The 23,588-nt window shown below is 40.3% G+C and carries 22 protein-coding genes, 1 tRNA gene and 1 pseudogene; 10 read left to right on the forward strand and 14 right to left on the reverse strand.

Annotated elements, in window-relative coordinates; all coding sequences use genetic code 11:
- The 3 genes from FFF34_011190 to FFF34_011200 all read right to left on the reverse strand — a co-directional run.
- Positions 1-557: restriction endonuclease subunit S (locus FFF34_011190; protein ID TSD64471.1), on the reverse strand; the 557-nt coding region annotated here is incomplete at its 3' end.
- A gap of 50 nt (positions 558-607) precedes the next feature.
- Entirely contained in the window at positions 608-2,188 is a 1,581-nt protein-coding gene (locus FFF34_011195) for a type I restriction-modification system subunit M (protein TSD64472.1), read from the reverse strand.
- A 439-nt stretch (positions 2,189-2,627) separates the two neighbouring features.
- Positions 2,628-4,127 carry a HEPN domain-containing protein gene (locus FFF34_011200; GenBank protein TSD64473.1) on the reverse strand — a complete coding sequence of 500 codons (1,500 nt, stop codon included), beginning with the start codon at positions 4,125-4,127 and terminating at the stop codon, positions 2,628-2,630.
- Between the two features lie 82 nt (positions 4,128-4,209).
- Between FFF34_011200 and FFF34_011205 the strand changes: the two genes are divergently transcribed.
- Both FFF34_011205 and FFF34_011210 read left to right on the forward strand, forming a co-directional pair.
- Positions 4,210-4,605, forward strand: coding sequence for a helix-turn-helix transcriptional regulator (locus FFF34_011205; GenBank protein ID TSD64474.1), 396 nt, complete (start codon positions 4,210-4,212; stop codon positions 4,603-4,605).
- 344 nt (positions 4,606-4,949) lie between these two features.
- Positions 4,950-6,008: a transposase gene (locus FFF34_011210; GenBank protein TSD64475.1), complete on the forward strand. Its 1,059-nt coding sequence runs from the start codon at positions 4,950-4,952 to the stop codon at positions 6,006-6,008.
- Positions 6,009-6,111: 103 nt separating this feature from the next.
- On the opposite strand, the gene FFF34_011215 is transcribed toward FFF34_011210, so the two are convergent.
- The 6 genes from FFF34_011215 to FFF34_011240 form a co-directional block, all read right to left on the reverse strand.
- A complete protein-coding gene (locus tag FFF34_011215; GenBank protein ID TSD64476.1) occupies positions 6,112-6,747 on the reverse strand; it encodes a hypothetical protein in 636 nt (211 codons plus the stop codon).
- Positions 6,744-7,730 carry a mobilization protein gene (locus tag FFF34_011220; GenBank protein TSD64477.1) on the reverse strand — a complete coding sequence of 329 codons (987 nt, stop codon included), beginning with the start codon at positions 7,728-7,730 and terminating at the stop codon, positions 6,744-6,746. Before FFF34_011220 ends, FFF34_011215 begins: the two co-directional genes overlap by 4 nt.
- The gene (gene mobC / locus FFF34_011225; protein ID TSD64478.1) at positions 7,705-8,109 is read right to left on the reverse strand and encodes a plasmid mobilization relaxosome protein MobC; all 405 of its coding nucleotides are present in this window, start codon (positions 8,107-8,109) and stop codon (positions 7,705-7,707) included. The genes FFF34_011220 and mobC overlap by 26 nt, the downstream gene beginning before the upstream one ends.
- A gap of 196 nt (positions 8,110-8,305) precedes the next feature.
- Positions 8,306-8,605, reverse strand: a complete 300-nt coding sequence (locus tag FFF34_011230; GenBank protein TSD64479.1) for a hypothetical protein — start codon at positions 8,603-8,605, stop codon at positions 8,306-8,308.
- Complete coding sequence (locus tag FFF34_011235; protein TSD64480.1) at positions 8,602-8,871, reverse strand: helix-turn-helix domain-containing protein; 270 nt, start codon at positions 8,869-8,871, stop codon at positions 8,602-8,604. Before FFF34_011235 ends, FFF34_011230 begins: the two co-directional genes overlap by 4 nt.
- Before the next feature lie 197 nt (positions 8,872-9,068).
- Positions 9,069-9,854: a hypothetical protein gene (locus FFF34_011240; protein TSD64481.1), complete on the reverse strand. Its 786-nt coding sequence runs from the start codon at positions 9,852-9,854 to the stop codon at positions 9,069-9,071.
- 288 nt (positions 9,855-10,142) lie between these two features.
- Here FFF34_011240 and FFF34_011245 point away from each other — a divergent pair, with 288 nt between their 5' ends.
- Genes FFF34_011245 through FFF34_011255 form a run of 3 tightly spaced genes read left to right on the forward strand, consistent with a single transcriptional unit; the run spans position 10,143 to position 12,468 of the window.
- A complete protein-coding gene (locus FFF34_011245; GenBank protein ID TSD64482.1) occupies positions 10,143-10,634 on the forward strand; it encodes a molecular chaperone Tir in 492 nt (163 codons plus the stop codon).
- A complete protein-coding gene (locus FFF34_011250; GenBank protein ID TSD64483.1) occupies positions 10,631-11,506 on the forward strand; it encodes a hypothetical protein in 876 nt (291 codons plus the stop codon). The genes FFF34_011245 and FFF34_011250 overlap by 4 nt, the downstream gene beginning before the upstream one ends.
- On the forward strand, positions 11,506-12,468 hold the full coding sequence (locus tag FFF34_011255; protein TSD64484.1) for a DUF4238 domain-containing protein: 963 nt from the start codon (positions 11,506-11,508) through the stop codon (positions 12,466-12,468). Before FFF34_011250 ends, FFF34_011255 begins: the two co-directional genes overlap by 1 nt.
- On the opposite strand, the gene FFF34_011260 is transcribed toward FFF34_011255, so the two are convergent.
- Positions 12,458-13,336: a restriction endonuclease gene (locus FFF34_011260; protein TSD64485.1), complete on the reverse strand. Its 879-nt coding sequence runs from the start codon at positions 13,334-13,336 to the stop codon at positions 12,458-12,460. The genes FFF34_011255 and FFF34_011260 overlap by 11 nt on opposite strands.
- A 174-nt stretch (positions 13,337-13,510) precedes the next feature.
- On the opposite strand from FFF34_011260, the gene FFF34_011265 reads away from it, so the two are divergent.
- Positions 13,511-14,548, forward strand: coding sequence for an AAA family ATPase (locus tag FFF34_011265; GenBank protein ID TSD64486.1), 1,038 nt, complete (start codon positions 13,511-13,513; stop codon positions 14,546-14,548).
- Here FFF34_011265 and FFF34_011270 read toward each other — a convergent pair.
- The 4 genes and pseudogenes from FFF34_011270 to FFF34_011285 form a co-directional block, all read right to left on the reverse strand.
- Entirely contained in the window at positions 14,545-17,025 is a 2,481-nt protein-coding gene (locus tag FFF34_011270; GenBank protein TSD64487.1) for a S8 family peptidase, read from the reverse strand. The genes FFF34_011265 and FFF34_011270 overlap by 4 nt on opposite strands.
- A 161-nt stretch (positions 17,026-17,186) precedes the next feature.
- Positions 17,187-17,555, reverse strand: a pseudogene (locus FFF34_011275) (ORF6N domain-containing protein).
- A 101-nt stretch (positions 17,556-17,656) separates the two neighbouring features.
- A complete protein-coding gene (locus tag FFF34_011280) occupies positions 17,657-18,874 on the reverse strand; it encodes a site-specific integrase (protein TSD64488.1) in 1,218 nt (405 codons plus the stop codon).
- 243 nt (positions 18,875-19,117) lie between these two features.
- Positions 19,118-19,192 (reverse strand) — tRNA-Glu (locus tag FFF34_011285).
- Between the two features lie 182 nt (positions 19,193-19,374).
- On the opposite strand from FFF34_011285, the gene FFF34_011290 reads away from it, so the two are divergent.
- From FFF34_011290 to FFF34_011305, 4 genes are read left to right on the forward strand one after another with little or no spacing between them, the layout of a single operon-like run.
- On the forward strand, positions 19,375-19,656 hold the full coding sequence (locus FFF34_011290) for a DUF427 domain-containing protein (GenBank protein TSD64489.1): 282 nt from the start codon (positions 19,375-19,377) through the stop codon (positions 19,654-19,656).
- A gap of 2 nt (positions 19,657-19,658) precedes the next feature.
- Positions 19,659-21,047, forward strand: a complete 1,389-nt coding sequence (locus tag FFF34_011295) for a mercuric reductase (GenBank protein TSD64490.1) — start codon at positions 19,659-19,661, stop codon at positions 21,045-21,047.
- A gap of 8 nt (positions 21,048-21,055) precedes the next feature.
- Entirely contained in the window at positions 21,056-22,021 is a 966-nt protein-coding gene (locus FFF34_011300; protein TSD64491.1) for an ABC transporter ATP-binding protein, read from the forward strand.
- Positions 22,014-23,585 carry an ABC transporter permease subunit gene (locus FFF34_011305; GenBank protein ID TSD64492.1) on the forward strand — a complete coding sequence of 524 codons (1,572 nt, stop codon included), beginning with the start codon at positions 22,014-22,016 and terminating at the stop codon, positions 23,583-23,585. The genes FFF34_011300 and FFF34_011305 overlap by 8 nt, the downstream gene beginning before the upstream one ends.
- Positions 23,586-23,588: the final 3 nt, after the last annotated feature.

The raw sequence follows: 23,588 nt of genomic DNA on the forward strand, positions 1-23,588 counted from the left end.
TTTTGGGTTTGGATTCTTTCATCAATTAGTGATAGGAAAGAGGAAATTTCTTTTTGTTCCGGTAAGCTTGGAAAAGTTATAGGTATTGAATTGCAATTATCCTTATTCATATATGGAACAGCAGTTTTAGTTGCAATTTTTTCCATATATTTTTTTTGATTCCCTAAACAATAAAGTAAAAACCGATATTCTATTTTCTTTGGTAAGAAAGCATGTAATTGTTGATTTATAACCATTTCTGTTCCAGCAATAGCAACCAAGCCTAGTTCACCAACACATGAAATGATGATTGATTTTTCTGGAATAATTTTGGAGCCTACCTTTTTAGCTTCTTCTTTTGAAATTGACAGACCTTTTTTTGAAGCAAACACAACTTGATTATGGGTAATGTCCGGAGTTGTAATCCATGGTATATTTCCATTGAAGATAGTTGGTTTGTTCCTACCCGGTACTATAAAATCGCACAATCCTCCTACTTTTTCCTTTTTCCACTCTTCCTCAAATCCCGGGAATCTCAAATTTGGAACATTGCATACTTTAACTTTTTTTGCTGCCATCTAAACTACTTTTTTGTAACCGTTATTAACATTAAGGATTTTCTGAAAAATTAAAATACAAGTCCTAATTCTTTCAAATAAACATCAATCTCTTTGTCAAGTTCGGTTCTTTGGGCTTCCAGTTGTTTGATTTCGAGCATAACAGCTTGTATGTCTATCTCTTCCTCTTCTTCAAAAGTATCTACATAACGAGGGATATTGAGATTATATTCGTTCTCGGCTATTTCTTTTAACAGAGCATTGTAGCTGTATTTTTCAATTGCTGTTCTGTCACGAAAAGTTTGAACAATTTTATCAATATGTTCTTCACGTAACATATTTTGATTTTTAACCTTTTCAAACCCTTTACTCGCATCAATAAACAATATATCATCCGGGTTTTCCCTGCATTTTTTAAATACCAAAATACAGGTTGGTATGCTAGTGCCGTAAAATATATTAGCTGGCAAACCAATTACGGCATCTAAAAAGTTCTTTTGTTCAATTAAATACTTACGTATGTGTAATTCGGCCCCACCTCTAAACAAAACGCCATGTGGCAAAACAATAGCCATAATACCATTTTCAGCCAAATGATGTATCATGTGTTGTACAAAGGCAAAATCGGCTTTGCTGCCTGGTGCTAATCTGCCGTACTGGCTAAAGCGATCATCCGATGAGAATAAAGGATTAGCACTCCATTCAGCCGAAAAAGGTGGATTGGCAACGATCGCCTCAAATGTTTGATTGCCGTGTTGTGGGCGTTCTAACGTATCTTCTTGTTTAATGTCGAATTTGCGATAATGCACACCATGCAAAATCATGTTCATTCGGGCCAAATTGTAAGTAGTACGGTTCATTTCCTGTCCATAAAAATTACCTACATCCTTTACTTCACGAGCCACACGCAGCAACAACGAACCTGACCCGCAAGTAGGATCATAAACTGATTTTAGTTTGTGTTTACCGCTGGTTACAATTTTGGCCAATATCTTAGAAACCTCTTGCGGAGTATAAAACTCACCTGCTTTTTTTCCGGCACCACTTGCAAATTGTCCAATTAAGTATTCGTATGCATCGCCTAAAATATCAAGTTCAGTGTTTTTTAGTTCAAAATCTATTTTATCTAAATGTGCCAGCACCTTGGCAATGATACTATTTCTCGCATCTGGTGTTTTACCTAATTTGGTGCTGTTTAAGTCCATATCCTCAAACAAATTGTCAAAGTCTTCTTCACTTTCGGTACCCATAGTACTCAACTGAATATTAGTGAGTATTTTTTGTAGGTCACCCAGTATAAAATTTGCACTAGTTTGGTCGGCCCTTTCATCGTCACCACTGTTACCGCGAAGAGCAACAGCCGAAAACAACTCATCGGGCTTTAAAAAATAGCCTAATTTCTCAAGTGCCTCTTCCTTTATAGCCTCAAGGTATTCACCAGAATTTGCAATTTTAGGATTGATCTCACTAAAACGGATATTGTCTTGTTTCAAAATTTCATTTGCAAACAATTCCATTTTTTCACTTAAATATTTATAGAAGATAAAACCCAATATGTAATCACGGAATTCATCGGCATTCATCTTGCCACGCAGAGTGTTGGCGATATTCCAAAGTTGCTGCTCTAACTGCTTTTTCTGATCTTCACTCATGATTTATTATCTCAAAGTAATTGCATTAAGGATTTTTCCTTTGCTGTAAAACTAAGAATTAGTAAATGATAAACTAACGGAGTATATACTAAAACCGAATAATTACAGATACGGTATTTAATACGCTGACATTTTAACTTCCTACTGACGGAAGGCAAGGCAGGTATGTTATGAGTGATAGCGAATTTCATTCCTGCAGAGGCGGCGAGGCTGGCAGTGTAATGAAACCACAGCGCGATAGCCCGTGGTGCAAAGAAGCCGCCTGCCGTAGCTGCATGGTTCCAACGGATGTACGTGTCTTTTTGCTTTTTAGCAGCAGGGTCGGGCGATTAAATCAACCGCCCGACATGCTACTCGGGCCTGGCAGTACTATGTTTTTATAACGGCTTTTTAAAGTGGTGAGCAAAGGCTTACCCACCTGCCAATACCGTTGACACTATTATTCATTAATATCTTTTATATATTGCTGATAAACGCTTTCTGCTACCTTATTAAATTTTGTTACTTGTTTTGAAAGTATTCTAACCGAATCTTCATCAGGATCAAACGTACTACTATACCGTGATTGTGAATAGGCGTTTTGCAGCAATTGATATAATTGTGCCCCTTCGGTGGTATCCAGTTCGAAGACATCTTTTAATGCATCGGTAAATAACAGCGTAAGCCTTAACAATCTTGATAAATTATGCATTTGCACCCTGTAACCTATAACGACTTGTATGATAGCTTTTAAAACGCTTTCAATGGATTGGTGCAAAAGAAATGCTGCCAGCCTAAAATTGTTATCGGCCCTGTATAACTCTGCGCCTTTTAAAAGCTCATTGCCTTGTTTGCCCCATCGTTCCCAATTGAACTGCGCTCTTGCTAGTAATACCCCCTTAGTTATTTCCGGATGAACGGGTAGTGATAATTCCGGGGATTGGTACAGAGCAATTCCCTTGTCCATGACGGTCGACCAAAAGCGTCTGCCTTTAATAAGCGCTTCTTTTGCGCTGTTTGCTTTATGGACGATGGCATGTACACGAGCAAGGTATTGGCAATTGTCTTCTATCTTGTTGCTGATTTGATGCTCCGGTGTTTTTTCATCATCGCCTATCAGGATAAGCAGGTAAAATGTAAACGGCTTGGAATGTGTACCTAAATGAATAATCATTTGAGCCTCCGGGCAACGTTTTACAATGAGATTCTTGATTTCTTCCAACGCCAGTTTTTCGACTGCTGTAGGTTCGGGGTTTATTGCCCTTAGCGCAACTGGTTCCGTAGATGTTTCGGATAAAATATTTCCAACCTTGTTGCGCTTTATCAGTGGCCGACCACCTTCACGTTGGCAAATCATCCATGCCGCCGAATAGAGCTTAATTAAGTTTTCATAAACGGTAATAACCTCACCTGCATATAAAGATTCATCATCCGCATTATTGTAAAGTGCTACGTGTGACCACTCATGCAATTGATCCCGATATTCCTGCGGCTTGATTTTTTTAAAGACCTTCTTAACGGCCTTGTAGGGTTCAAACTGTTCTTTTAAGGAAAGGTTTTTGGGATAGTACTCCCATAGTTCCTTTTCTTCCTCCAATTGTTCTTCTGTAAGCTGCTTTCGCTGATAAGAGAAGTTTTTGTAATTGAGTAATAGCAGATACATAGCCTCTAAAATCTTTAAATTAAGATCGTAGATAAAAAGCAGGGTTCCGGGGCCATGACGTTTTTCATCATAATGCTCATCGTTAACTACATAATAGCGCCATTCCTTTAATCGCCTGCCGTGTCCTTTTACTGAATCAGCACTAAAAAAATCTACTACTACAGACATTGGATTTTCAACTTCGTAATGGCGAAGGTTTTTAGGATAATGTTCCCAGGGGGCATAACTTCCGTTGTACATGATGTTCTTTTTATACCGGCCTCCATTAACCGGCAAAACAAAAGAGTAGCAAAACATCTCCGTACCGAACTACAGCGATTTGTACTTTACAATAGAGCCGTTGTTTTGTACATTTATATTAAAACAATACATTTGACTTATGGCAGAACTAAATCTACATATTGGCAGAAAAATCAGCAAGATTCGCGAGTTACGTGGCATGAAACAGGAGACTTTAGCTGCGGAATTAGGTATAAGCCAACAAGCTGTTTCTAAAATCGAACAAAGTGCAGATGTTGATGGCGAAGCTTTAGAAAAGATTTCTAAGGTTTTGGGTGTGCCTGCTGATGCTATCAAGAATTTTAATGATGACGCCGTTTTGAATATAATCTCAAATACTTTTACCAGTCAAGATACCTCGACGTTAAACGCTATTAATTTCCAACCATCGTTTAATCCTATTGATAAGATCGTTGAATTATACAATGAAAAAATAGTCTTACTTGAACGTCTATTACAGGCTGAAAAAGAAAAGAACGACTTGTTGAAAAAGTAATACAGCTACTAACATATAGACCTAAGACGAGCTACTTATTGATTTGCTTGTAACGGCACTCACTTTTATTATCTATTAAACCTCTCCAAAAATCCGATAAATGTATTTTCGCTACTGCAACAGGGGCGCATTATAAATATGTCAAGAATAGCGGCCTATCACATGACGAAATCCTCTGTTGCTTTATAACTCTCTAACCAGCCAAGTCTTCCTCACCATTTTTCAACAAAGTTTTTTAGTGATTTAACGTTTACTATTTTCGCGGCCCGCAACAGGGGCGCATTATAGGTAGGTCAAGATTAACAGTTCTATCACATGACAGAATCCCCTGTTGCCTTTTTTATATGGCAACCACTCGTATTAAAACATACACCTATTTTATAGGCATAGATATCTCCAGAAACAAGCTTGATTATGCCATCATGCAAGGAAAAACATTTTTGTATCACAAAGAAGCAGGTAATACTGTGGATGATATTTCTTTAGTGATCAAAGAGCTTAAAGAACTTGAAAAATTCACCATGACTAAGGCCGTATTTTGCATGGAACATACTGGTATTTATGCGAATCATCTGCTTATTACTTTAAAGAAATTGAAAGCCAATATTGTAATGGAAGATGCTTTGCACATACGCAATTCTTTAGGGTTACTTAGAGGAAAGTATGACAAAATAGATGCGATTCGCATCGCTTCGTATGCTTACAAAAATCGTGAAGAGCTTAGGTTATTAATACCAAAAAGGGGAACTATCGAGCAGCTATCATATATGGCTTCACTTAGAATAAGATTGTTAGATACCCAAAAGAGGCTTACTGTTCCCTTGGGTGAACAACAGCAATTTCTCAATAAAAAATTATTGCAGGCAAATAAAAATCTCTGTCAGGAAAGTATAGTGGCTGTTAAAGCAGATTTAGTTCAGGTTGATAAAGCTATACTTCACATCATAGAAGCGGATGATAAATTAAGTCGATTAACGGAAATTTTAATGTCTATACCTGGCATTGGAATTATAACAGCCACTCAAATTCTAATTAGTACTAACGAATTTAATGACATTAGGTGTCCTAAGAAATTTGCTTGCTATGCTGGAGTTGCCCCGTTTAAGAAAGATTCGGGAACCACCAAGGTTAAAGCTAAAGTTTCTCATATAGCTAATAAAAGGGTTAAAGCATTACTTCATTTGTGTGCTGTTAGGGCAATTCGATTTGACACAGAATTAAAAGCTTATTTCGAGCGAAAAACTCAAACAGAAGGCAAGCCTAAAATGGCGGTAATTAATGCAATAAGGTATAAATTAATACTTCGTGCCTTTGCATGTGTGGCTCAGGATAGAGTTTTTACAAAAGAGTATCAAAGGCCAGGCAATTATGAATTTCAGGCAATGTCAGAGGGTGTAAAATAAAAACGGCAAGGATTAAATCTTGCTTTAGACCTTAGATCCTCAGATGTACGTTAATGCCCCTTGCCGCTTCATTGCAAACATAAATGAATACGATTGATTTGAATCATTTATTTTTTTTCAATTGCCGCTTTGCCTCTTTAACTTCTCTTTCAGCTTGTTCAATCCGATCTTGGGCTGATGATCGTTCTAAGGCCTGCTCTTCGAGTTTCGCAGTAGTATTTTCCATTCCTTCAGGATTTTTCGAATAATAGCTATCTGCCCAGTTCCCTTGTATAGGATATACCTGCCTAATCATTCTGAATTTGATGTCATTCGCTTGCATTCGACTATTCTCTGTCCATAGATAACCGCATAAGCCCACACATACCGCAGTAATAATTAACAACATCATTCCAGCGATAATCCAACCTTTGGTTGTAAGGTCAAGCTGATGCCTTATCCTTATTGGTAGTGATTTTCCAATCCCCTCTACTATTGGCTTAACCTCTGCCAATGTACTTTGTATTTGCTCGGCGGGATAGTTTATATTAAGCTGACCTATAGCATTTTTTAGTTCTGCACTTTCTTTATTATATCTATTTAAAAACCCTTCAAAAATCTTTTTCAATGCTTCAAAATGAAGTGTATAATCGGCGTTTTTTACTTCTCGCTTTTCCAGCTCATCCATCTTTTTTATTAGGCTATCTACGATTTCATCATTGCCGTTCATCCGGTCATTTAGTTCATCTATCTCTTTCATCTTGATATTCCTCTGCTTTGTTGTTGTTCATTTTTCTTTCGCCGTCTTCTTTCCGGGCTGTCATCATCGTCGGCTATATTGCCAAGTAAATCACCTAATAAATCTGCTCCTGCTGATAGCGATTGCTTCAAGTAATGGGTTTCGGGCTCTGGCTTTAAATAAGTGGTTTGTTCGGTCTTGTCCTGACTTTCTCTTTCCTGCTTCGCATTTTCCATTACTTCCCTTAACTGACCTGCCAAGCTCTTTTCCGGTTTAACCTGCTGTTGCTCTATTGCCTGGCTTAGCTTTGCATAACTTAAACTACGGTCTATCTCTGATCCTTTAAATTTATATTCGCCCTTGCTGAAACTAATACCCTGCACCTCGGTTGTGCCGCTCTTGAATTTCAAATGGGTAACAATACCCTGCTTAGCCAATACCTGCTTTAGCTCATTGATGTTTTTTACTTTTTTGCTGGCCCCGCTGATGGCATCGAACAATTCATATTTGATTTTATCCTCACCTTTTAGCTGTTGGCGATTAACACGCTCTTTACCCGGTGAAATATAAAGGCCATGTTTTAAGGTCAATTCTTTAGCTACCTGTACATTCCGTTGCTTTTGAAAATTATCGGATATAGTTTTGCCATTGTTACTTACCCGGTTGTACACGATGTGGATATGCGGATGATCTTTGTCCCGGTGCTTTACAATTAAATACTGCGTGTCATGTATTTTCATTTTTTGCAGATACTCTTTCGCCAACATCACCATTACCTTATCGTTTAGTTTAGCGGCATCGTAAATGCTCCAGCTTAAAGCAATATGGCCAACGGCTTTTCCTAAATTGGGATTGTACTTTCGTTGCAGGTTGAAATCATTGATAATCTGGTTAACCTGCTGCATTCTCACGCCTGCGGCGTCCAGTATCACCGCATCATTCTTTTGAACCACATAGCGAATGCACCCGCCAAAGCTTCTACCCGTTATCACTTTCCCTATCATGGTTATTGAGATGTTTTAAAGTAATATCTATCTCGTTCAAAATTTTATCGCAGTTACGAACCACCGTCAATAAACCTACCTGATGCGCAAGCTTTGTCAATTGATTTAGGTTATTGGCAAGCTCGGCAAGCATCCAAAGGATGCGCCGCTCATCGTCAGTTAATCTCGGCACCACCTTAGCGCTTTTAGCTGCCGCCCTTATCCAACTACTTGATCGCATACCTGCGGTCTTAGCCTTACTGTCGATATAAAAGCGTTCGGTCGCTGTCATCCTAATGCGAATTATCAACTCCCGTTTTACTCTTTTCTTAGGCGCGCCACCTTTGTTTTTGGGCTGGGTTACCTGTTGTTTATTAGTTGTCTTTATTGTTGCTTCCATTGGTTACCTCCTTCCTGTTTCTTCCATTTTCCCTTTTGCAACCATCGGGCGCAAAAGGCAAGTTTGCCCGGTGCCGCAGGCATCCGGGATGTTTTTGTGGCAACAAAAACACAAACTTGCTCCCTGCTACCGGATAGAATATCCCGTTATTGTTTATTGCGATACTGTGTATCGCAAATGGTTTTAAGCTGTTCATTTACATACCTGCTTTGTCCGTAACCAAGGTGACCCGGCTTGCGATATGCTTATCAAAAGACGGCTCATATATAATGTATTCCTGGTCGATCAGTTCCTTTAAGCACTTGTGATAAGTCGCTGGTGAACGGATACCGGATGTTGCCATCAGCATACTTCTTGTTACCCGGAAAGGAGTACTGTACTGCTGTTCCTGCCATAAGGAAAGCATTGCAGTGTATAAACTGATATGAAAAGGGCCAAGCCCTTTGTGTTTTTGGATTGCCTTCAGTAAGGCCAGTTCAGGAGGTGCCTTTTTCATTTAACACCTCCTTTTTCTAACAGCTTCAGGATGTCCTGGTAGCGATAATACATCATGCCGCCTATTTTAGAATAGGTGAGTGTGCCGTTAATACGTAGGTTCTGTAAGGTGCCTGGCGATATACCTAACAGCTTTCTTACTTCATTGCTTTTCAGCCATTCTTTGTTTTGTGGTTTTGCATTGCCGCTGAATGCGTCTTTCAGTTCCTGTACGAGTTCTGCCTTGAACTGTTTTAGGTCTTCTTTAGTTAAAATCTCTACTTGCATCTGTACTCCGTTTTTTGGTTAACGGGACGAATGTAAATTGCGGAATAGCTGATCTCATGACCATCGAAAACCGATGGTCATGTATAATAGGCGAACAAGATAAGTGTTATCGCACCTAAATAACTGACATAATGAAGGTTACTGTCTCATATGGAGAACAAGGCGAAAACTGGCAGACAGAGATGAGAAAAGAATAATTAAGCCTTGTTGCTGTTCTTGACCGCCTTTTTTGGCGTGTCCGATACTATTTTAAACAGCTTATTTTCAGGTGGAACTTTTGTCCCCTTAACGCTTATATCATCTTGTTTATCGGAGAAATAATTTTTGGCAGTTTCTATGGGTATGTCTTTGCCGTCAATGGAAAAGTATTTACTGATCATTTTATAATAGGGCGTCTTATGATCGCAGCGAAGCAGCCTCCGGTTAGCGGGTAATTGCAAATCACGAAGTTGCTGAATCAGATCAATGACTGTAGGCAAATGGCCTTCCTCTATTCTAATTTTTTGTACCACATCATATTCCTTCATTTCGTTAATTTGCTTTTCTAATACTGCGATGTGTTTTTGCAACCTTGCGATTGTAGCGTCCCTTTCTGTATAAACCTCAAGTTGTGGACGAACGGCCCATTGATCAATCGAATTCAAGTAATCGACAAATGTCCGTAATTGCACTTTTTGAATATTAGTTCGCTCATGCTTGGTTTTCGATCCGGGTTTATCTTCTTTAATTAATGCTGCAATGCCATCATTGATTATGTCTCTCAGGTGCTTGTAGAATTCAATCTCTTGAGACCCTGCATTTACCTTTAAAAAATGATCCAGGTGATATTTGTAAAATGCTTCAAATTCATTTTCCTTACGTTCATATAAGTTATTCAGGAAATGGCGGTCATAATGGCCCCTCCACCAGGAAAAGGGCATGCCAATATCGAACGGATGTTCGCGTTTTTTGAAGCGGGCAAGAGGTTTGAAATATTCTTTCATGAGGATACATAATTGATCAACATGAACAAAGATGATAAAAATTAGATTATGCGAAATAACCCGATGTACTGTAATTAATACTTCTATGTTGGCTAATTAGCTTTCGCTAATTTATAGATACAATTAACCAAAAAAATAAATGATTAATGAATTTAACGATAATGTTCAGTTATCATTTCTTGAATCTAAATGTCAATTACAGCAAACGGTTCTTTGTACGTGCAGCAACGGTAGTTGCGAAATAATTTATAGGAATTGACACCGAAACGAAAATTCGTATATTTAAAGATGGCAAATACTTGTTACACCTGTTTCGATGGAGATAACGACATTCATTATTACCGGCTTATGCAAGCCTGGCATGCGAACGATAGGTTTGCGTTTACATTTGCCAATGCCCATGATATAACGCAGGCAAGGGATACCAGTTCCGAGGAAACAATCAAGCGCAGCTTAAGACTTCGACTGAATTCCAGCGATGTGTTAATTGTATTGGTCGGTCAAAGTACCCGGAACTTGTACCGGTTTGTGCGCTGGGAAATGGAAGTTGCCTTGGAAAAGGAGATGCCGATTATTGTCGTTAATTTGAATGGCGAACGGTCAATGGATTCGGTGCTGTGTCCACCAATCTTGCGGCATGAATTGGTGGTCCACATTCCTTGGGGGCATAAGATTATCGATTACGCAATCAGGAACTGGCCGGCTGAACATCACCGTTTATTAGCGGCAGGTACCAGTGGCGAAAGGCTTTATCCAAATACGGTTTACAATAACTTATGAATTACCATATCCGCTCATTTCGGACGAAATCCTACTGGCTTTATGCCTTATGGTCGGTCGATTCGCTAAAGACATTTGTTGCAGTTGTTGCTGGCATCTGGACCTTTGTCGATATTTTGGATACCTCGCACCAGTTGGACAAAAAGCAAATGTCACTTTATTGGTTGGCCCCTTTGTTATTATTTGGCGTATTGGCGGTGATTTTCACCCGCAGGCCAGTCAGGAAGATCAGCTATAAATATCCTGGACAAGACCTAATGATCGAGGTTTGTATTGGTGATTTGTTTGCCATACCGGGCCAAAAGATCATCAGTACAAATACAACCTTTGATACGGACGTAGATAATGGGATCATTTCCCAAAACAGTTTACAAGGTCAATTTACGCAGCGGTATTTTCCAGGTGATCTGCCCAAATTAAACGCTGAACTGGACCGAGGCTTGCAAGGAATAGTGCATCAAACTATCCAAAAACAAGCAGGGAAAACCGAACGATATGATTTCGGCACTACAGTAAAAATCAAGCTGGCCGACCAGTATTTTTACTGGTTCGCGATGTCAGATATGAATGCAAACAATACTTCTACCACCAATCTTAAAAATGTGATGCATGCATTAGATGCCCTGTGGGAGTTTATCGATACGAAGGGGGAAAAGCTTGATACGGTTATTCCGCTTATCGGTTCAGGTTTAGGCCGGCTGACTACCAGCCGCAAAAAATTGATAGCGATAATTGCCCAATCATTTATCAACGCTTCAGAAAATCAAATCTTTGCAAATAAGCTTACTATCGTCGTTCATCCATCGGATGTCGAAAAATCAGGACTAAATTTGTTTGAGGTTAAAGATCTTCTTAAACATTACCTCCCCTAATGAAACAACATTTTCTACCACAGTCCTATTTGAGAGAATTTTGTAACGCCGATAACAAATTACAAACACTGGATATTGATTTGCTCAAATTCGGCAGAAAAGTATTTTCTGAATTGAGGACAACGGCCGAAGTGTGCCGGAGCAAAGATTATTATACTATACAGGGGGATTTTGAGGATCAGTTTCCACACCTGAATGGCCTTGATCCCTTGTTTTTGGAAAAAAAGTTTCATGAGTATGAACGCGAGTATCCAAAGATCGTTGGCAGGATTAAACACCGGGAAGCGCATTTGACCTTGCCCGATGCTCAATTGTTGATGTATGCCCTGATCGATATAAAAATTCGTAACCCTTATTTTCGCAAAGAAGCGATAGAAACAAAGAAGGAAACGGTGATCGACGAGTTATTCGACAGCTACCGGGCGGAGTTGGCTAAATTGGCACTGACCGATCCCCGACAGATCAAACGTAAGGAAGTGATGCTGGAGGAAATGGACAAAATGAAGGATAAAGTCATGGAGGACGATGACTTCAGCCGAAAGACACATTTATCTTCGATGGTATTACGCCAGATGGAAGAAAACAGTATCCAGGCTAAGATCGCGCAACACCTTCTGCAATTCGAATGCCGTATCTTATATAGCCACAACGGTTTCTTTACGACCGATAATCCTGGTGTAAGTATAGACCCTGCTAACCGGCCGCAGAACACGCAGTTTCAGGGTGAGTTTTTCTTCTTTATGCCGCTGACCCCGCATATGTGCCTTAGTATATCCTCCAAAACCCCGGATATGGCTTACCGGAAAGATGGCAGCCGGAAGGATCTCTTTTACTCGGAAGCGCCTAAACAAATGGTTCATAAAATCAACGAGATGCACGGCTTTCACGTCAGCAAGTTCATCTTTTCTAACAATCAGCGCCTGATCGAGATTATCGCTAAAAAAATCAATACTAAGGTTTAACCATTACATATTGATTGACCCATTCCAATATATCATCCCGGTCGCGGAAATTCAGATGGTAGGGAGCAAACTTCTTTTGATATCTTTTAGCATCTGCTGAAAAGTAAGCAGAGGTTACAATGATACCGTTGCTCTTTTCTTCGGACAAAACCTGGCAAAAGCTCCGCACAATGTTAACATCTACCCGCCGGTGTCTTGCAAAGCGCTTGCATTCTATTAAAAAGCGATAAGGGAATCCGCCGGTATCTTGCAAGGCGATCAAATCATACCCGCCGTCACGGGTTTGTTTAGTTAATTCTACATCAAAGTTCTTCTCGCGCATCAATTCAGCCACCATTTGTTCAAAATCACGCGCCTCTAATCGATAAATTGCTTCGTTGTCCCGGTAAATCTCGCTAATGGCCGCTTTAATACGTGACACCTCGTCAAATAGGATGATTTTAGATTCCGCTACTTCCAATACCGGCTCGGCAATCAAATCGTAACGGTGAGCTAACAATCCATCCAGCGAAGCGGCAAGCGCATTCCTCAAGAACATAGCAGAAGAACGACCTGTCCCATATCCTAATGCCGCTAGACTGCTTTCATAAGCACCCTGACGAATATTGATAACGGAACTTGTTTTTTGGAAGCTTGTCATCTGCCGCACAAAATCGGCTGTCCAAATGGGCTGATGATTTGTCATCGCTTTATTTATAAATCGCAAAGCCGGCGGGTTTACTGCATTTTGATAAGTGCTGGATTTCGCGATGAGGTCCAATGTCAATTTCAGCGGCGAATTGATAACGTTTTGATAACTGTTCGAATTGACGATGGCATCAATAAATTTTATCGTTTTATGCGCGCTTGAAAAATCCTCCGGTTCCATAGTCTAACATACGAAAATTTATAATGTAATATCATTCAGACCTAAACGTTTATAGAGGTTAGCCGTATAAGTATCAAATCATCGCCAGATTATTACGGATGATTTTGTTACTTTTGCCAACTTTTTTATATAATTTTATAAGGTAACGCACATCCAAACCTTTGTAGTTCAAAAATGTCTCAGTTCGATCATATAAAAGATATCGCCAAATACGGTCTTGAAAATGACCAGGAAAAGCTATTGGCTTCTTTGAATGATCTAATAGAGCATTCAAAAAGTACAAAGAAAGTTAATTTTGCCATACAGTTACAGTCCATTTTAAAAGATGCCGTCCGGCAACAACAAACCAAAAGCTTGGTTAAGGTAGGTTCTCCCGGCCATTTTCAGCGTCTGGATGAGCGGGAAACCGATGAACTGATTCTCGAAAAGATCACTTCTGAGTATACTTTCGACAACCTTATTGCGGAGCGGGAAACGCGTTCCGAACTTAATTATTTTGTGCAGGAACAGGCTTCAGCAGAACTTTTGCGTCAGTATGGATTGCCGGTCGCTAATAAGGTTTTACTGCATGGCCCCTCGGGTTGTGGTAAAACACTGGCCTCCTATGTGATCGCTGGGGAACTTAAAAAAATGATGATCGTGGTGAACCTTGGCGCTATCGTTTCCGCTAAACTTGGCGAAACCAGTAAAAACCTCGCCAAAATATTCCGTAAGGCAGCCTCGGAAGATTGCATTATCTTCATTGATGAATTTGACTCGTTAGGAAAGGTTCGTGATTATAGCCAGGATCACGGTGAAATGAAAAGGGTCGTTAACACGATATTACAACTTTTTGATTATTTACCGCAGAGTTCGATGCTTATTGCGGCCACCAATCAACTAGATATGATCGATAATGCTTTGCTCAGGCGATTTGATCTGAACCTTAAATTTGAACTTCCGACCGAAAAGCAAGCCAAAGCGCTGATCGAACTGGTCTTCAAAAATGGCAAATACAAGTTCGACAAGCCGAAAGTAGTTCCTGCGCTGATTAAAGAGACTGAAAATCTATCCTATTACAGTATTCAGAAAACATTGGTTACTGCCATCAAAAGAAGTCTTTTCGAAAGACAAACTGAAAAAACGAAATCCTTATACCTCACCATTAAAACTGATCTGTGGGGCAATTTGATCGCCGCTGAAAAGCGCGCTTTATCCGTCTCTTCCAATTAATTTTCGTTAGTACCCTCTGCTTCCAGGTTATTCACGTCATTAATTACCTCCAGTGCATTGATCCTGAGCATCTCGTCGTACAATAATCCGCTATATTGTCGTTTTACCGGATTTTCCTTTACGGTGATAACCAGTGAAAATGATAGGGCGCGGTTATATTTGACCATTGCTGCTTGATCAAGTAATTTGTGCAGGCGGGCAAGCACCGCGATTTTAAAAATTCTGTTTTCTTCGATCAGCACCTTCTTTGAAATCGTAAATCTGATCTTCTGGGCATTGCTCAGCATTTTGGCTTTATAATAGTAATCCTGCGACCAGGATTGGCTGAAAACATAATTTGCAGTGGTATTGTCATTAATGCCCAAAGCGATAGGCTTGTCATCTACCAATCTGATCTCACCGTTCTCATCCATTTCATACTCCTCCAAAGGAACATTTTTGAATATGCCGAAAGCCACTTGTATGGGGCAATAAGCGACCTGATTATTCTTGACGGGCTCGAACTTAAAACACAAGGTCGCGTCAACAGCCACCAGCCCGGTCACCCGGTCTAATTCCAGTAAATATTCAGGCAATTCTATTGGATAGGACTTGATCTCACCGGGAGTGATCGTGTCTTCAAGAACAAATGTGATTCGGTCTTTAGTAGAAAACTGGCAGATTTCTACATCTGGTACGCCATTACCTAATACATGGGTTTGCCGAGTGATAGGCAAATTAAAAATATTTTTATGGTCCTCGACGCTCGCAGAATTAATGATCAGAGCTTTAACAGTTTGCATATTGTCGCCCAGCGCCGGATAGCGTTTTAATATTTTAGCCGCGATATTAGCTGCCAATGGTGTGGCTAAGCTTGTTCCTGCGTCCCGGTCATAATACATACCGGGCGCTGCGGACAAAATTTTGATACCATTAGCCGATGGGTCGAGCAGATGATCGAAATCGCCTCCGTGATAACAGATATCGGGTTTGAATAATTTTTTATTGAGCTTGGTCCGCGTGATAGATGGATGATTCCAGTCGATGTGAAAAGTGCGGCTATAGATCGCAGGTACATTGCCGGCCGGCGAGATACGCAGGCGGGTGTTGTTCTCAAAATTGTCTGCAAGTGCCCCCACTGTGAGACTGTTCATACTTTCAGCAGGTGCACAGAGATTGGCGGATTCATTTTCGAAATGCTGTGGATAAGTCACCACCACTTCGCGCAGACCGGCAGCGATAGTTAGATTCCGGTTATTGGCTATAGCGATAAACACTAGAATATTGAGTTCTGCGGTAAGTTTGTCGATCGCATAGGCGTACTCCGAAACCGTCTCATTGTAGCGTTTGCAATCCGTATAACAAATCGTCAAGGTAAATATCTTAACGCCGTACATTTCGGAAGCCTCCCTGATTAATCGGACGACTTCTAGTTCGGCGATCACGCCCCCGTTGCCATCGATGATCTTGATCGGCAATAATTTGGCGTCAGCTTCAAAATCTCCTAAATGATTTGGAATAAGCCGGCTACCTAAAGCGGCCAGTGCGCCAATAGACGTACCGTGATTAGCGTTATCTATAACAGGTGAAGTACCGGTCAGATCAAATTGCGCGTCGTTAATGATGATCGGCCCAAGCGGATTTTGATTGCTGATGCCCGTATCAATCACGCCGATTATGGGTAAATCCTCGTCCGGATTGGTAATCGTAAAACCGAAACTCCGCTCCGGCATATTGAACCGGTTGGGACGGATCACCCCGGCAGATAAGGAATTGATAGACTGTAAAATATCGAAATTATCAGCGATTTCAGCGATTTGAGCCTGTGAAATGTGCATCACCTCGATCTTACCCACCTGGAAATCATAATAGAATTCAAGATTGTTCGCTTCAAGATATGCTAAAAGGCTTTGCTCCACAGGCCGAATCACCCGTTGAAATATTTCCACATTGTCTATGACGTTCAAAATGACGTGTTGCTTAAGTTCTTCAAACTTTAAGATCTTTTCACTGGAAAGGAAATGATAGAACTTGATAAATTTAATATCCGGGTGGTAGTTGTTTTGAATGGCAGGGTCAACATCATTGATAAAGATATTGATCTCATTTTCAAACCTTTGAAAACGCGCTTGATCAACAATTGCGAAAATTGCCTGTGAATTCAAATCTGAAAGCGAGACAAGCGACAAACCAAAATTATTTCTGTAACGGGCGGCGAAAAAAGAGGAGTCAAAAGTACTGTGGAATTCCATCAGTACATATTCCTGGTAGGCCGGTATATTAAGTGCCGCATTTCTGGACGTCTCCCGACTTTGACGGTCACGCCTGAAATTTACCCGTGAGGCTTCAAAGGATTCCTGCTTTAGTGTGTAGTCTATTGGATCTTCATCGTCCTCTTCTTTATCCTCCTGTTTACCGGGCGATCGGGTCTTTTGTTTCAGCGCAACGACACCCTCTTCCGGATTTCTGAAAAAAACATGATTTAACTCTTCTGCCATGGACAAATTGGTTGATTCTAAGGTTCAGAGTATAAAAATACTAAATAATATCGAACAGCTTGATATCCTTACCATCTTCCCGGAATCTTAACGATTATCAAGTGAGGCTAAGAAACCAGGGTAATCCGGCTGCTGCGATCTATTCTCTAAATCGAATTTATTCAGCAGAGAAATCGGCAATAAAGTTTTCCAGTTCCTGTTGCAGTTGCTCGCATATTATATCGGACTATTCGTATGATCTGAATATTTACTTTTATGTCTCTATCACTGTTTAATATATTCGACAACATTGCAACCCCTTGTTCTGTCAAAACCATAGGCAAATACTTTGTGATCACCTTATTTTAAAGTGCCAATATGGCTCCTTAAAACTTGACACTCGTCTTGCGAAAGTTCAAACATGAAATCATCAGGAAATCGGTCATGGTTTCTTATTACCTGTCGTTTAAGTGTTTTGTTTCTACTCCGAACAATATTGCTAAATCAAAATCCAATTTTACTTTCTGGTTGCCAATAGTAATTTGGATCATGGTTATTTCATCAGGTATCAATTGACTTTCTATTTTATTAGCTTTATAGTGTAAATTGATCTATTAGGTCACATTTTGTGACCTAATAGATTGAGAAAAAATTAAATTGCAGCATACTTCTGTTTAAGTTTAGCCATGTCCTGGCTAACTTTTGAATCCAATATTTTAGCATAATGCTGTGTGGTTTTAATATTTGTATGGCCGAGCATTTTGCTAACCGTTTCTATAGGGACATTATTAGACAATGTGACGGTTGTCGCGAAAGTATGTCTTGCTAGATGGAATGTCAAGTGCTTAAATACATCTGATAGGTCTGCTATCTCCTTTAAGTAAGCATTCATCTTTTGATTGCTTAAAACAGGTAATAGTAAGCCCATATTTTCGCATCGCGGGTGATCTTTATAACGGTTCAATATTTCTAAGGCTACGGGCAAAAGCGGTATCCTTGAAGCTGTATCTGTTTTTTGCCTGCTTGTGAATATCCATTTATCACCATCCATGCCTATCCCAATCTCATTTCTCCTTAGTTTTTTAACATCGGCATAAGATAATCCGGTATAGCAACAAAACACAAAAACATCGCGCACCTGTGATAAACGGTCAATAACAAATTTTTTATTATTGATAGCATCCAGTTCTTGTTGCGTCAAATAAGTACGCTCCTTTGCCTTTGCAGTGGATTTAAAATTAATAAAGGGATTTTGCTTTAGCCAGCCATTGGCAATACAATGATTAACGACTTTTTTAAGGTGCTTAATATATTTGGCCGCAGATACACCGGTGATCTTACAATTTACTTTCAGGTAAAATTCAAAGTCAGTAATAAAAGCATGATTTAATTGGCTGATCTCTATATCTGTTCTACCATATTTTTCTTGCAGGAATCCAGTAAGGTGTTTTTCAGATGTGTTATATCCTTTCAATGTATTAGGCTCAAAGCCATTTCCGATCAATGCTTTAACTTTAGCATTATGCTCTTTAAATAATTCCATCAGGAAACGGCTTTTTTGGTTCTTTCCTGTGAACTGATTCTGCAAGCTTTCAGTTGTTACTTGTTGGTTCGTCTCAATTAATACCTGGTGCGCATTCCGCAGTTTGGTTTGCAGACTGTCGAGATAGTTGTTAAGTGACTTAATTTCTTCTTTGGTTCCAATTCCACGTCCTGCATGGTTGTTCCATTTGGCCGGATCACAATCGCGTCCTACGGAAATATCCGCGCGTTTACCCCTAACTGTGATGCGCATGTAGATGGGCATTGCACCCCCTTTGTAGTTTTTTTGTTTTCTGATGTAGAAAAGCAGATGGAAATTACTCATAATTACAAGCTTAAAAGTTAAACAAAAGTAAGTTTGTAGCCTGCATTAATCAAGATGTTCACTCGCTGAACAGGTTGATAATCAATTAATTAAAAGCAATTCGGTGCGTAGTGTTTTACCATATGGTACGCACCGAATTACGCTCATTTTTGTTACGTTTTGGTGCATAATATGGAGTTTTGATGCCAACAAAAAACCCTGCAAACTTTTGATTTGCAGGGTTTTAGCACCTTTTGGTATTGTTTTTTGTAGCCCGTAGGGGAATCGAACCCCTGTTTCTAGAATGAAAATCTAACGTCCTAACCCCTAGACGAACGGGCCTTGTTTCCCTTATTTTGGGATTGCAAAGATATACGTTTCAGAACAAATTAAAAATAATCTTTTAAAAAAAATTTATCTTCCTGAATCACAGGCACTATTTTTACCATAATCAAACAAAAATCCCCGTAAAGTATTATAATTCCGGTCATACTACGTTATCTTTATACAAACATAAACCTATTATGAAAGCCATTTGGAACAACCATGTTATAGCCGAAAGCAACGATACTATTGTGGTAGAAAACAACCACTATTTCCCTAAAACCAGCGTAAATGCTGCATTTTTAGCCCCTTCTAACACCCATACCACTTGCCCCTGGAAAGGCCTGGCATCGTACTTTACGCTAACCGTAGATGGTAAGCAAAACCCGGATGCGGCCTGGTATTACCCCGACCCAAAACCTGCCGCGGCAAACATTGCAAATTACATTGCTTTTTGGAAGGGTGTGCAAATAACAAATTGATTATGAAGCAATACGACTGTATAGTTATCGGATCAGGGCAAGCGGGCACACCACTGGCCAAAAAACTGGCCGGAGCCGGTAAAAAAACATTGCTGATAGAAAAACGCTTTATAGGTGGCACATGTGTAAACGATGGCTGCACCCCCACTAAAACTATGATAGCCAGTGCACGCCTGGCCTATTTAGCCGGCAAATGCAACGACATGGGGGTTACCATCAAAGGCTTTAAGGTGAACCTTAAGCAGGTTAAAAAGCGCAAAGATGATATCGTCTTAAAATCGCGCAATGGTGGGCAGGCGGCTGTAGAAAAAACCAAAAACCTCGACCTGCTCTTTGGAGAGGCTACTTTTATAGATACAAAAACCATCTCAGTAAAGCCCAAAACAGGTAAAACAAGGCAGTTTACTGCTGATCAGGTTTTTATTAATACAGGCGCAAAAACCATTATTCCTAATGACATTGAGGGGTTAAATGACATTAACTACTTAACATCTACCACCATCCTCGACCTTGAAAAAGTGCCTGATCACTTGCTTATTATAGGCGGCAATTACATTGGACTGGAGTTTGGGCAAATGTTCCGCCGGTTTGGCAGCAAGGTTACGATCTTAGAAAAATCGGAAAGACTGTTAGGGCGCGAGGATGAAGATATTGCCGCCGAAATGACCAATGTATTGGAGGGCGAAGGCTTAACTATACTGACCAACGCTAAAGTCACTAAGTTTAAAAAGAAGACTGGTGGCAAAATATCCGCTACTGTTATTGTAAACGGCGAGGAGCGTAAAATACGCTGCACCCATGTACTAGTAGCTATTGGCCGTGCGCCGCAAACAGATGCCTTGAGATTGGATAAAACAGGTGTAAAAACCGACACCAAAGGCGCCATTATTGTAAATAACAAGCTTGAAACTAATATTAATGGAATATACGCTTTAGGCGATGTTAAGGGAGGCCCTGCTTTTACACATATATCCTATAACGACTATACCATAGTTTACCGCAACCTTATCGAAAAACAGAACTTATCTATTAAAGACCGACCCGTACCTTATTGCATGTTTACCGACCCCGAATTGGGGCGTGTAGGTATAACAGAAGCCGAAGCTAAAAGGCAGGGATTAAACTATAAAGTAGCTAAATTACCCATGGCGCATGTGGCCCGGGCCATTGAAACAGGCGATACCCGCGGAATGATGAAGGCTGTTGTTGATGCCGATACCAAACAGATATTAGGCGTTGCTGTAATAGGCACCGAGGGTGGCGAGATTATGACTGTATTGCAAATGGCGATGGAGGGCGGTATAACCTACGACAGGATACGTTTCTGTGTATTTGCCCACCCCACCTACTCCGAATCGTTAAATAACTTGTTTTTGGCATTGGAGGATTAATTTGACGCATGATAAAAGTTGAGCGCCTTGTAAAAACTTTTGGTATAATAAAAGCCGTTGATAATATCTCTTTCGAGGTAAATGAAGGCGAAAACATGGTGCTTTTGGGTACCAGCGGCTGCGGTAAAACCACTACGTTAAAAATGCTGAACCGCCTCATTGAGCCCGATAGCGGCAAAATATTTATAGGCGGCAAAAATGTTTTAGAGCAACCTGCCGAAATATTAAGGCGCAATATGGGATACGTGCTTCAAAACAACGGTTTGTTTCCGCATTATACAGTTGCTGAGAACATTGCCGTAGTACCCCAATTACTTAAATGGGATAAAGCTAATACAACCAGGCGCACACACGAGCTTTTAGAAAAGCTACATTTATCAAAAGAATATTTAACTGCTTACCCTGCAGAACTAAGCGGCGGCCAGCAACAACGTATAGGGTTGGCAAGGGCTTTGGTTGCTGATCCCGCTGTGCTATTGATGGATGAACCCTTTGGAGCATTGGACAATGTTACCCGAGCAAGCATTCACACCGAGTTTAAAGGGCTGGACGAGCTAAAGCGCAAAACTATCATTATGGTTACGCACGATGTACAGGAGGCCTTTGAACTGGCCGACCGCATCGCGCTAATGGATAAAGGCAAAATTGTACAGATAGGCTCGCCTGCCGAATTATTGTTTAAACCGGCAAATAAGTTTGTGAGCGATTTTTTACATCAACAACACCTGCAGCTTGAATTTAAGACCATCAAGTTGTTGGATATATGGGAAGACCTGGCTGTTAGCACTAAAAAGACTAACACATCTTCCATATCAGCGGCGTTAGGTGTATGGGACGTTTTGGAGCACTTTAAATTTAAGCGCGGCGAAACCATAAATGCTCTTAACCCCCAAACCAAAGAAGTAAAAACCATCAGTTTTGAACAGTTGATGTCGGCATTTTCACAATATAAAAACCATCAGCCGCATGAATGAGCATCAACAAACCCTGTTTGAGTTTATGCAGCAGCAAAGCGATAAGTTGTGGGTACAAACCATGCAGCATATCGGGCTTACATTTATATCGTTATTTATAGCCGTGCTTGTTGGTTTACCATTGGGCATATACATCACCCGTAAAAAACAATTTTCGGGCTTTGTTTTAGGTGTAGCAGGCATTTTACAAACTATACCCAGCATTGCATTACTTGGTTTTATGATACCCGTTTTAGGTATTGGTGCTAAACCCGCTATAGTCGCTTTGTTATTATATGCACTGCTCCCAATCATCCGCAATACCTACACCGGAATAATTGGCGTTGATGGGGCCGTAAAAGAGGCCGCTGTGGCCATGGGGATGAGCAGGTGGCAAGTATTATTAAAAGTGGAACTACCGCTTGCCATGCCCGTTATTTTGGCCGGTATACGCACGGCTACGGTTATCAATGTTGGGGTAGCCACCCTGGCATCGTACATTGCAGCAGGCGGGCTGGGCGAGTTTATTTTTGGTGGTATATCATTAAACAATACCAATATGATATTGGCCGGCGCTATACCAGCAGCATTACTTGCCATTATATTCGATTTCCTGCTGTCGAGGGTTCAAAAATTCAACTTTAAAAAAATAAAAGGGACTGTTAAAATTGCGCCTGTGTTGTTAGTGCTACTATCTTGCCTATACTTTATCCCCTCGGCTTATGGCGGTAAACTTACAGCCGGCTTTACACCCGAATTTATGGGTAGGCAGGATGGTAACCTGGGCTTGCAAAGTAAATATGGCTTAAAAATACACACCATAGTCATTAGCGATGCAGTGATGTACAAAGCCGCGCAGGAGAAAGAACTGGATGTGATCAGCGGGTACTCTACCGATGGGCGGCTAAAGGCGTATAACCTAGTGGTGCTGGATGATGATAAAAAAATATTCCCCCCTTACTATGCCGCACCTGTTGTTCGGGAAGATGCTTTAAAAAAGTTCCCTGAATTGGAGAAAACGCTGAATTTGCTATCGGGCACTATAACCGATTCTGTCATGACAGAGTTAAATTATAAAACCGATTACCTGCATCAAACACCCGAGCGTGTAGCAAAAGATTTTTTAGTAGCCAAAAAGCTATATAAGCCCGAGCGTGGCGGAAACGATGGTATAGTACGCATTGGCTCGAAAATATTTGGTGAACAGTACATTTTAGCCAGTATGTACACAATGCTGATAAAAGGATATACTAACTATGACGTAGCCACAAAAACAGGCTTAGGCGGCACCAAAATAGTGTTTGATGCCATGACCAACAACCAGATAGACCTTTACCCCGAATATACCGGCACCGGCCTGTTAGCTATACTACAAGCCCCACAGCAAAAGGTAAACCTGCTACAGGTAAGTAAAGACAGTACCTATAATTATGTAGCAAACGAGTTTTTAAAAAAATATAATATCAAATGGTTAAAACCAATTGGGTTTAACAATGCGTATGCTTTAATGATGCGCCAAAAGCAGGCAAAAGAGCTGCATATTAAAACAATTACCGACCTTAAACGCTATTTAGATACCAAATAATAC

Origin of the sequence: Inquilinus sp. KBS0705, from assembly GCA_005938025.2 — a bacterium.
Classification (GTDB): Bacteria; Bacteroidota; Bacteroidia; order Sphingobacteriales; family Sphingobacteriaceae; genus Mucilaginibacter.

Bases quoted from the DNA above. Each gene is read 5' to 3' on its own strand.
- FFF34_011195 (TSD64472.1), bottom strand. From the start codon at position 2,188: ATGAGTGAAGATCAGAAAAAGCAGTTAGAGCAGCAACTTTGGAATATC.
- FFF34_011200 (TSD64473.1), bottom strand. From the start codon at position 4,127: ATGTTTTGCTACTCTTTTGTTTTGCCGGTTAATGGAGGCCGGTATAAA.
- FFF34_011205 (TSD64474.1), top strand. From the start codon at position 4,210: ATGGCAGAACTAAATCTACATATTGGCAGAAAAATCAGCAAGATTCGC.
- FFF34_011210 (TSD64475.1), top strand. From the start codon at position 4,950: ATGGCAACCACTCGTATTAAAACATACACCTATTTTATAGGCATAGAT.
- FFF34_011215 (TSD64476.1), bottom strand. From the start codon at position 6,747: ATGAAAGAGATAGATGAACTAAATGACCGGATGAACGGCAATGATGAA.
- FFF34_011220 (TSD64477.1), bottom strand. From the start codon at position 7,730: ATGATAGGGAAAGTGATAACGGGTAGAAGCTTTGGCGGGTGCATTCGC.
- mobC (TSD64478.1), bottom strand. From the start codon at position 8,109: ATGGAAGCAACAATAAAGACAACTAATAAACAACAGGTAACCCAGCCC.
- FFF34_011230 (TSD64479.1), bottom strand. From the start codon at position 8,605: ATGAAAAAGGCACCTCCTGAACTGGCCTTACTGAAGGCAATCCAAAAA.
- FFF34_011235 (TSD64480.1), bottom strand. From the start codon at position 8,871: ATGCAAGTAGAGATTTTAACTAAAGAAGACCTAAAACAGTTCAAGGCA.
- FFF34_011240 (TSD64481.1), bottom strand. From the start codon at position 9,854: ATGAAAGAATATTTCAAACCTCTTGCCCGCTTCAAAAAACGCGAACAT.
- FFF34_011245 (TSD64482.1), top strand. From the start codon at position 10,143: ATGGCAAATACTTGTTACACCTGTTTCGATGGAGATAACGACATTCAT.
- FFF34_011250 (TSD64483.1), top strand. From the start codon at position 10,631: ATGAATTACCATATCCGCTCATTTCGGACGAAATCCTACTGGCTTTAT.
- FFF34_011255 (TSD64484.1), top strand. From the start codon at position 11,506: ATGAAACAACATTTTCTACCACAGTCCTATTTGAGAGAATTTTGTAAC.
- FFF34_011260 (TSD64485.1), bottom strand. From the start codon at position 13,336: ATGGAACCGGAGGATTTTTCAAGCGCGCATAAAACGATAAAATTTATT.
- FFF34_011265 (TSD64486.1), top strand. From the start codon at position 13,511: ATGTCTCAGTTCGATCATATAAAAGATATCGCCAAATACGGTCTTGAA.
- FFF34_011270 (TSD64487.1), bottom strand. From the start codon at position 17,025: ATGGCAGAAGAGTTAAATCATGTTTTTTTCAGAAATCCGGAAGAGGGT.
- FFF34_011290 (TSD64489.1), top strand. From the start codon at position 19,375: ATGAAAGCCATTTGGAACAACCATGTTATAGCCGAAAGCAACGATACT.
- FFF34_011295 (TSD64490.1), top strand. From the start codon at position 19,659: ATGAAGCAATACGACTGTATAGTTATCGGATCAGGGCAAGCGGGCACA.
- FFF34_011300 (TSD64491.1), top strand. From the start codon at position 21,056: ATGATAAAAGTTGAGCGCCTTGTAAAAACTTTTGGTATAATAAAAGCC.
- FFF34_011305 (TSD64492.1), top strand. From the start codon at position 22,014: ATGAATGAGCATCAACAAACCCTGTTTGAGTTTATGCAGCAGCAAAGC.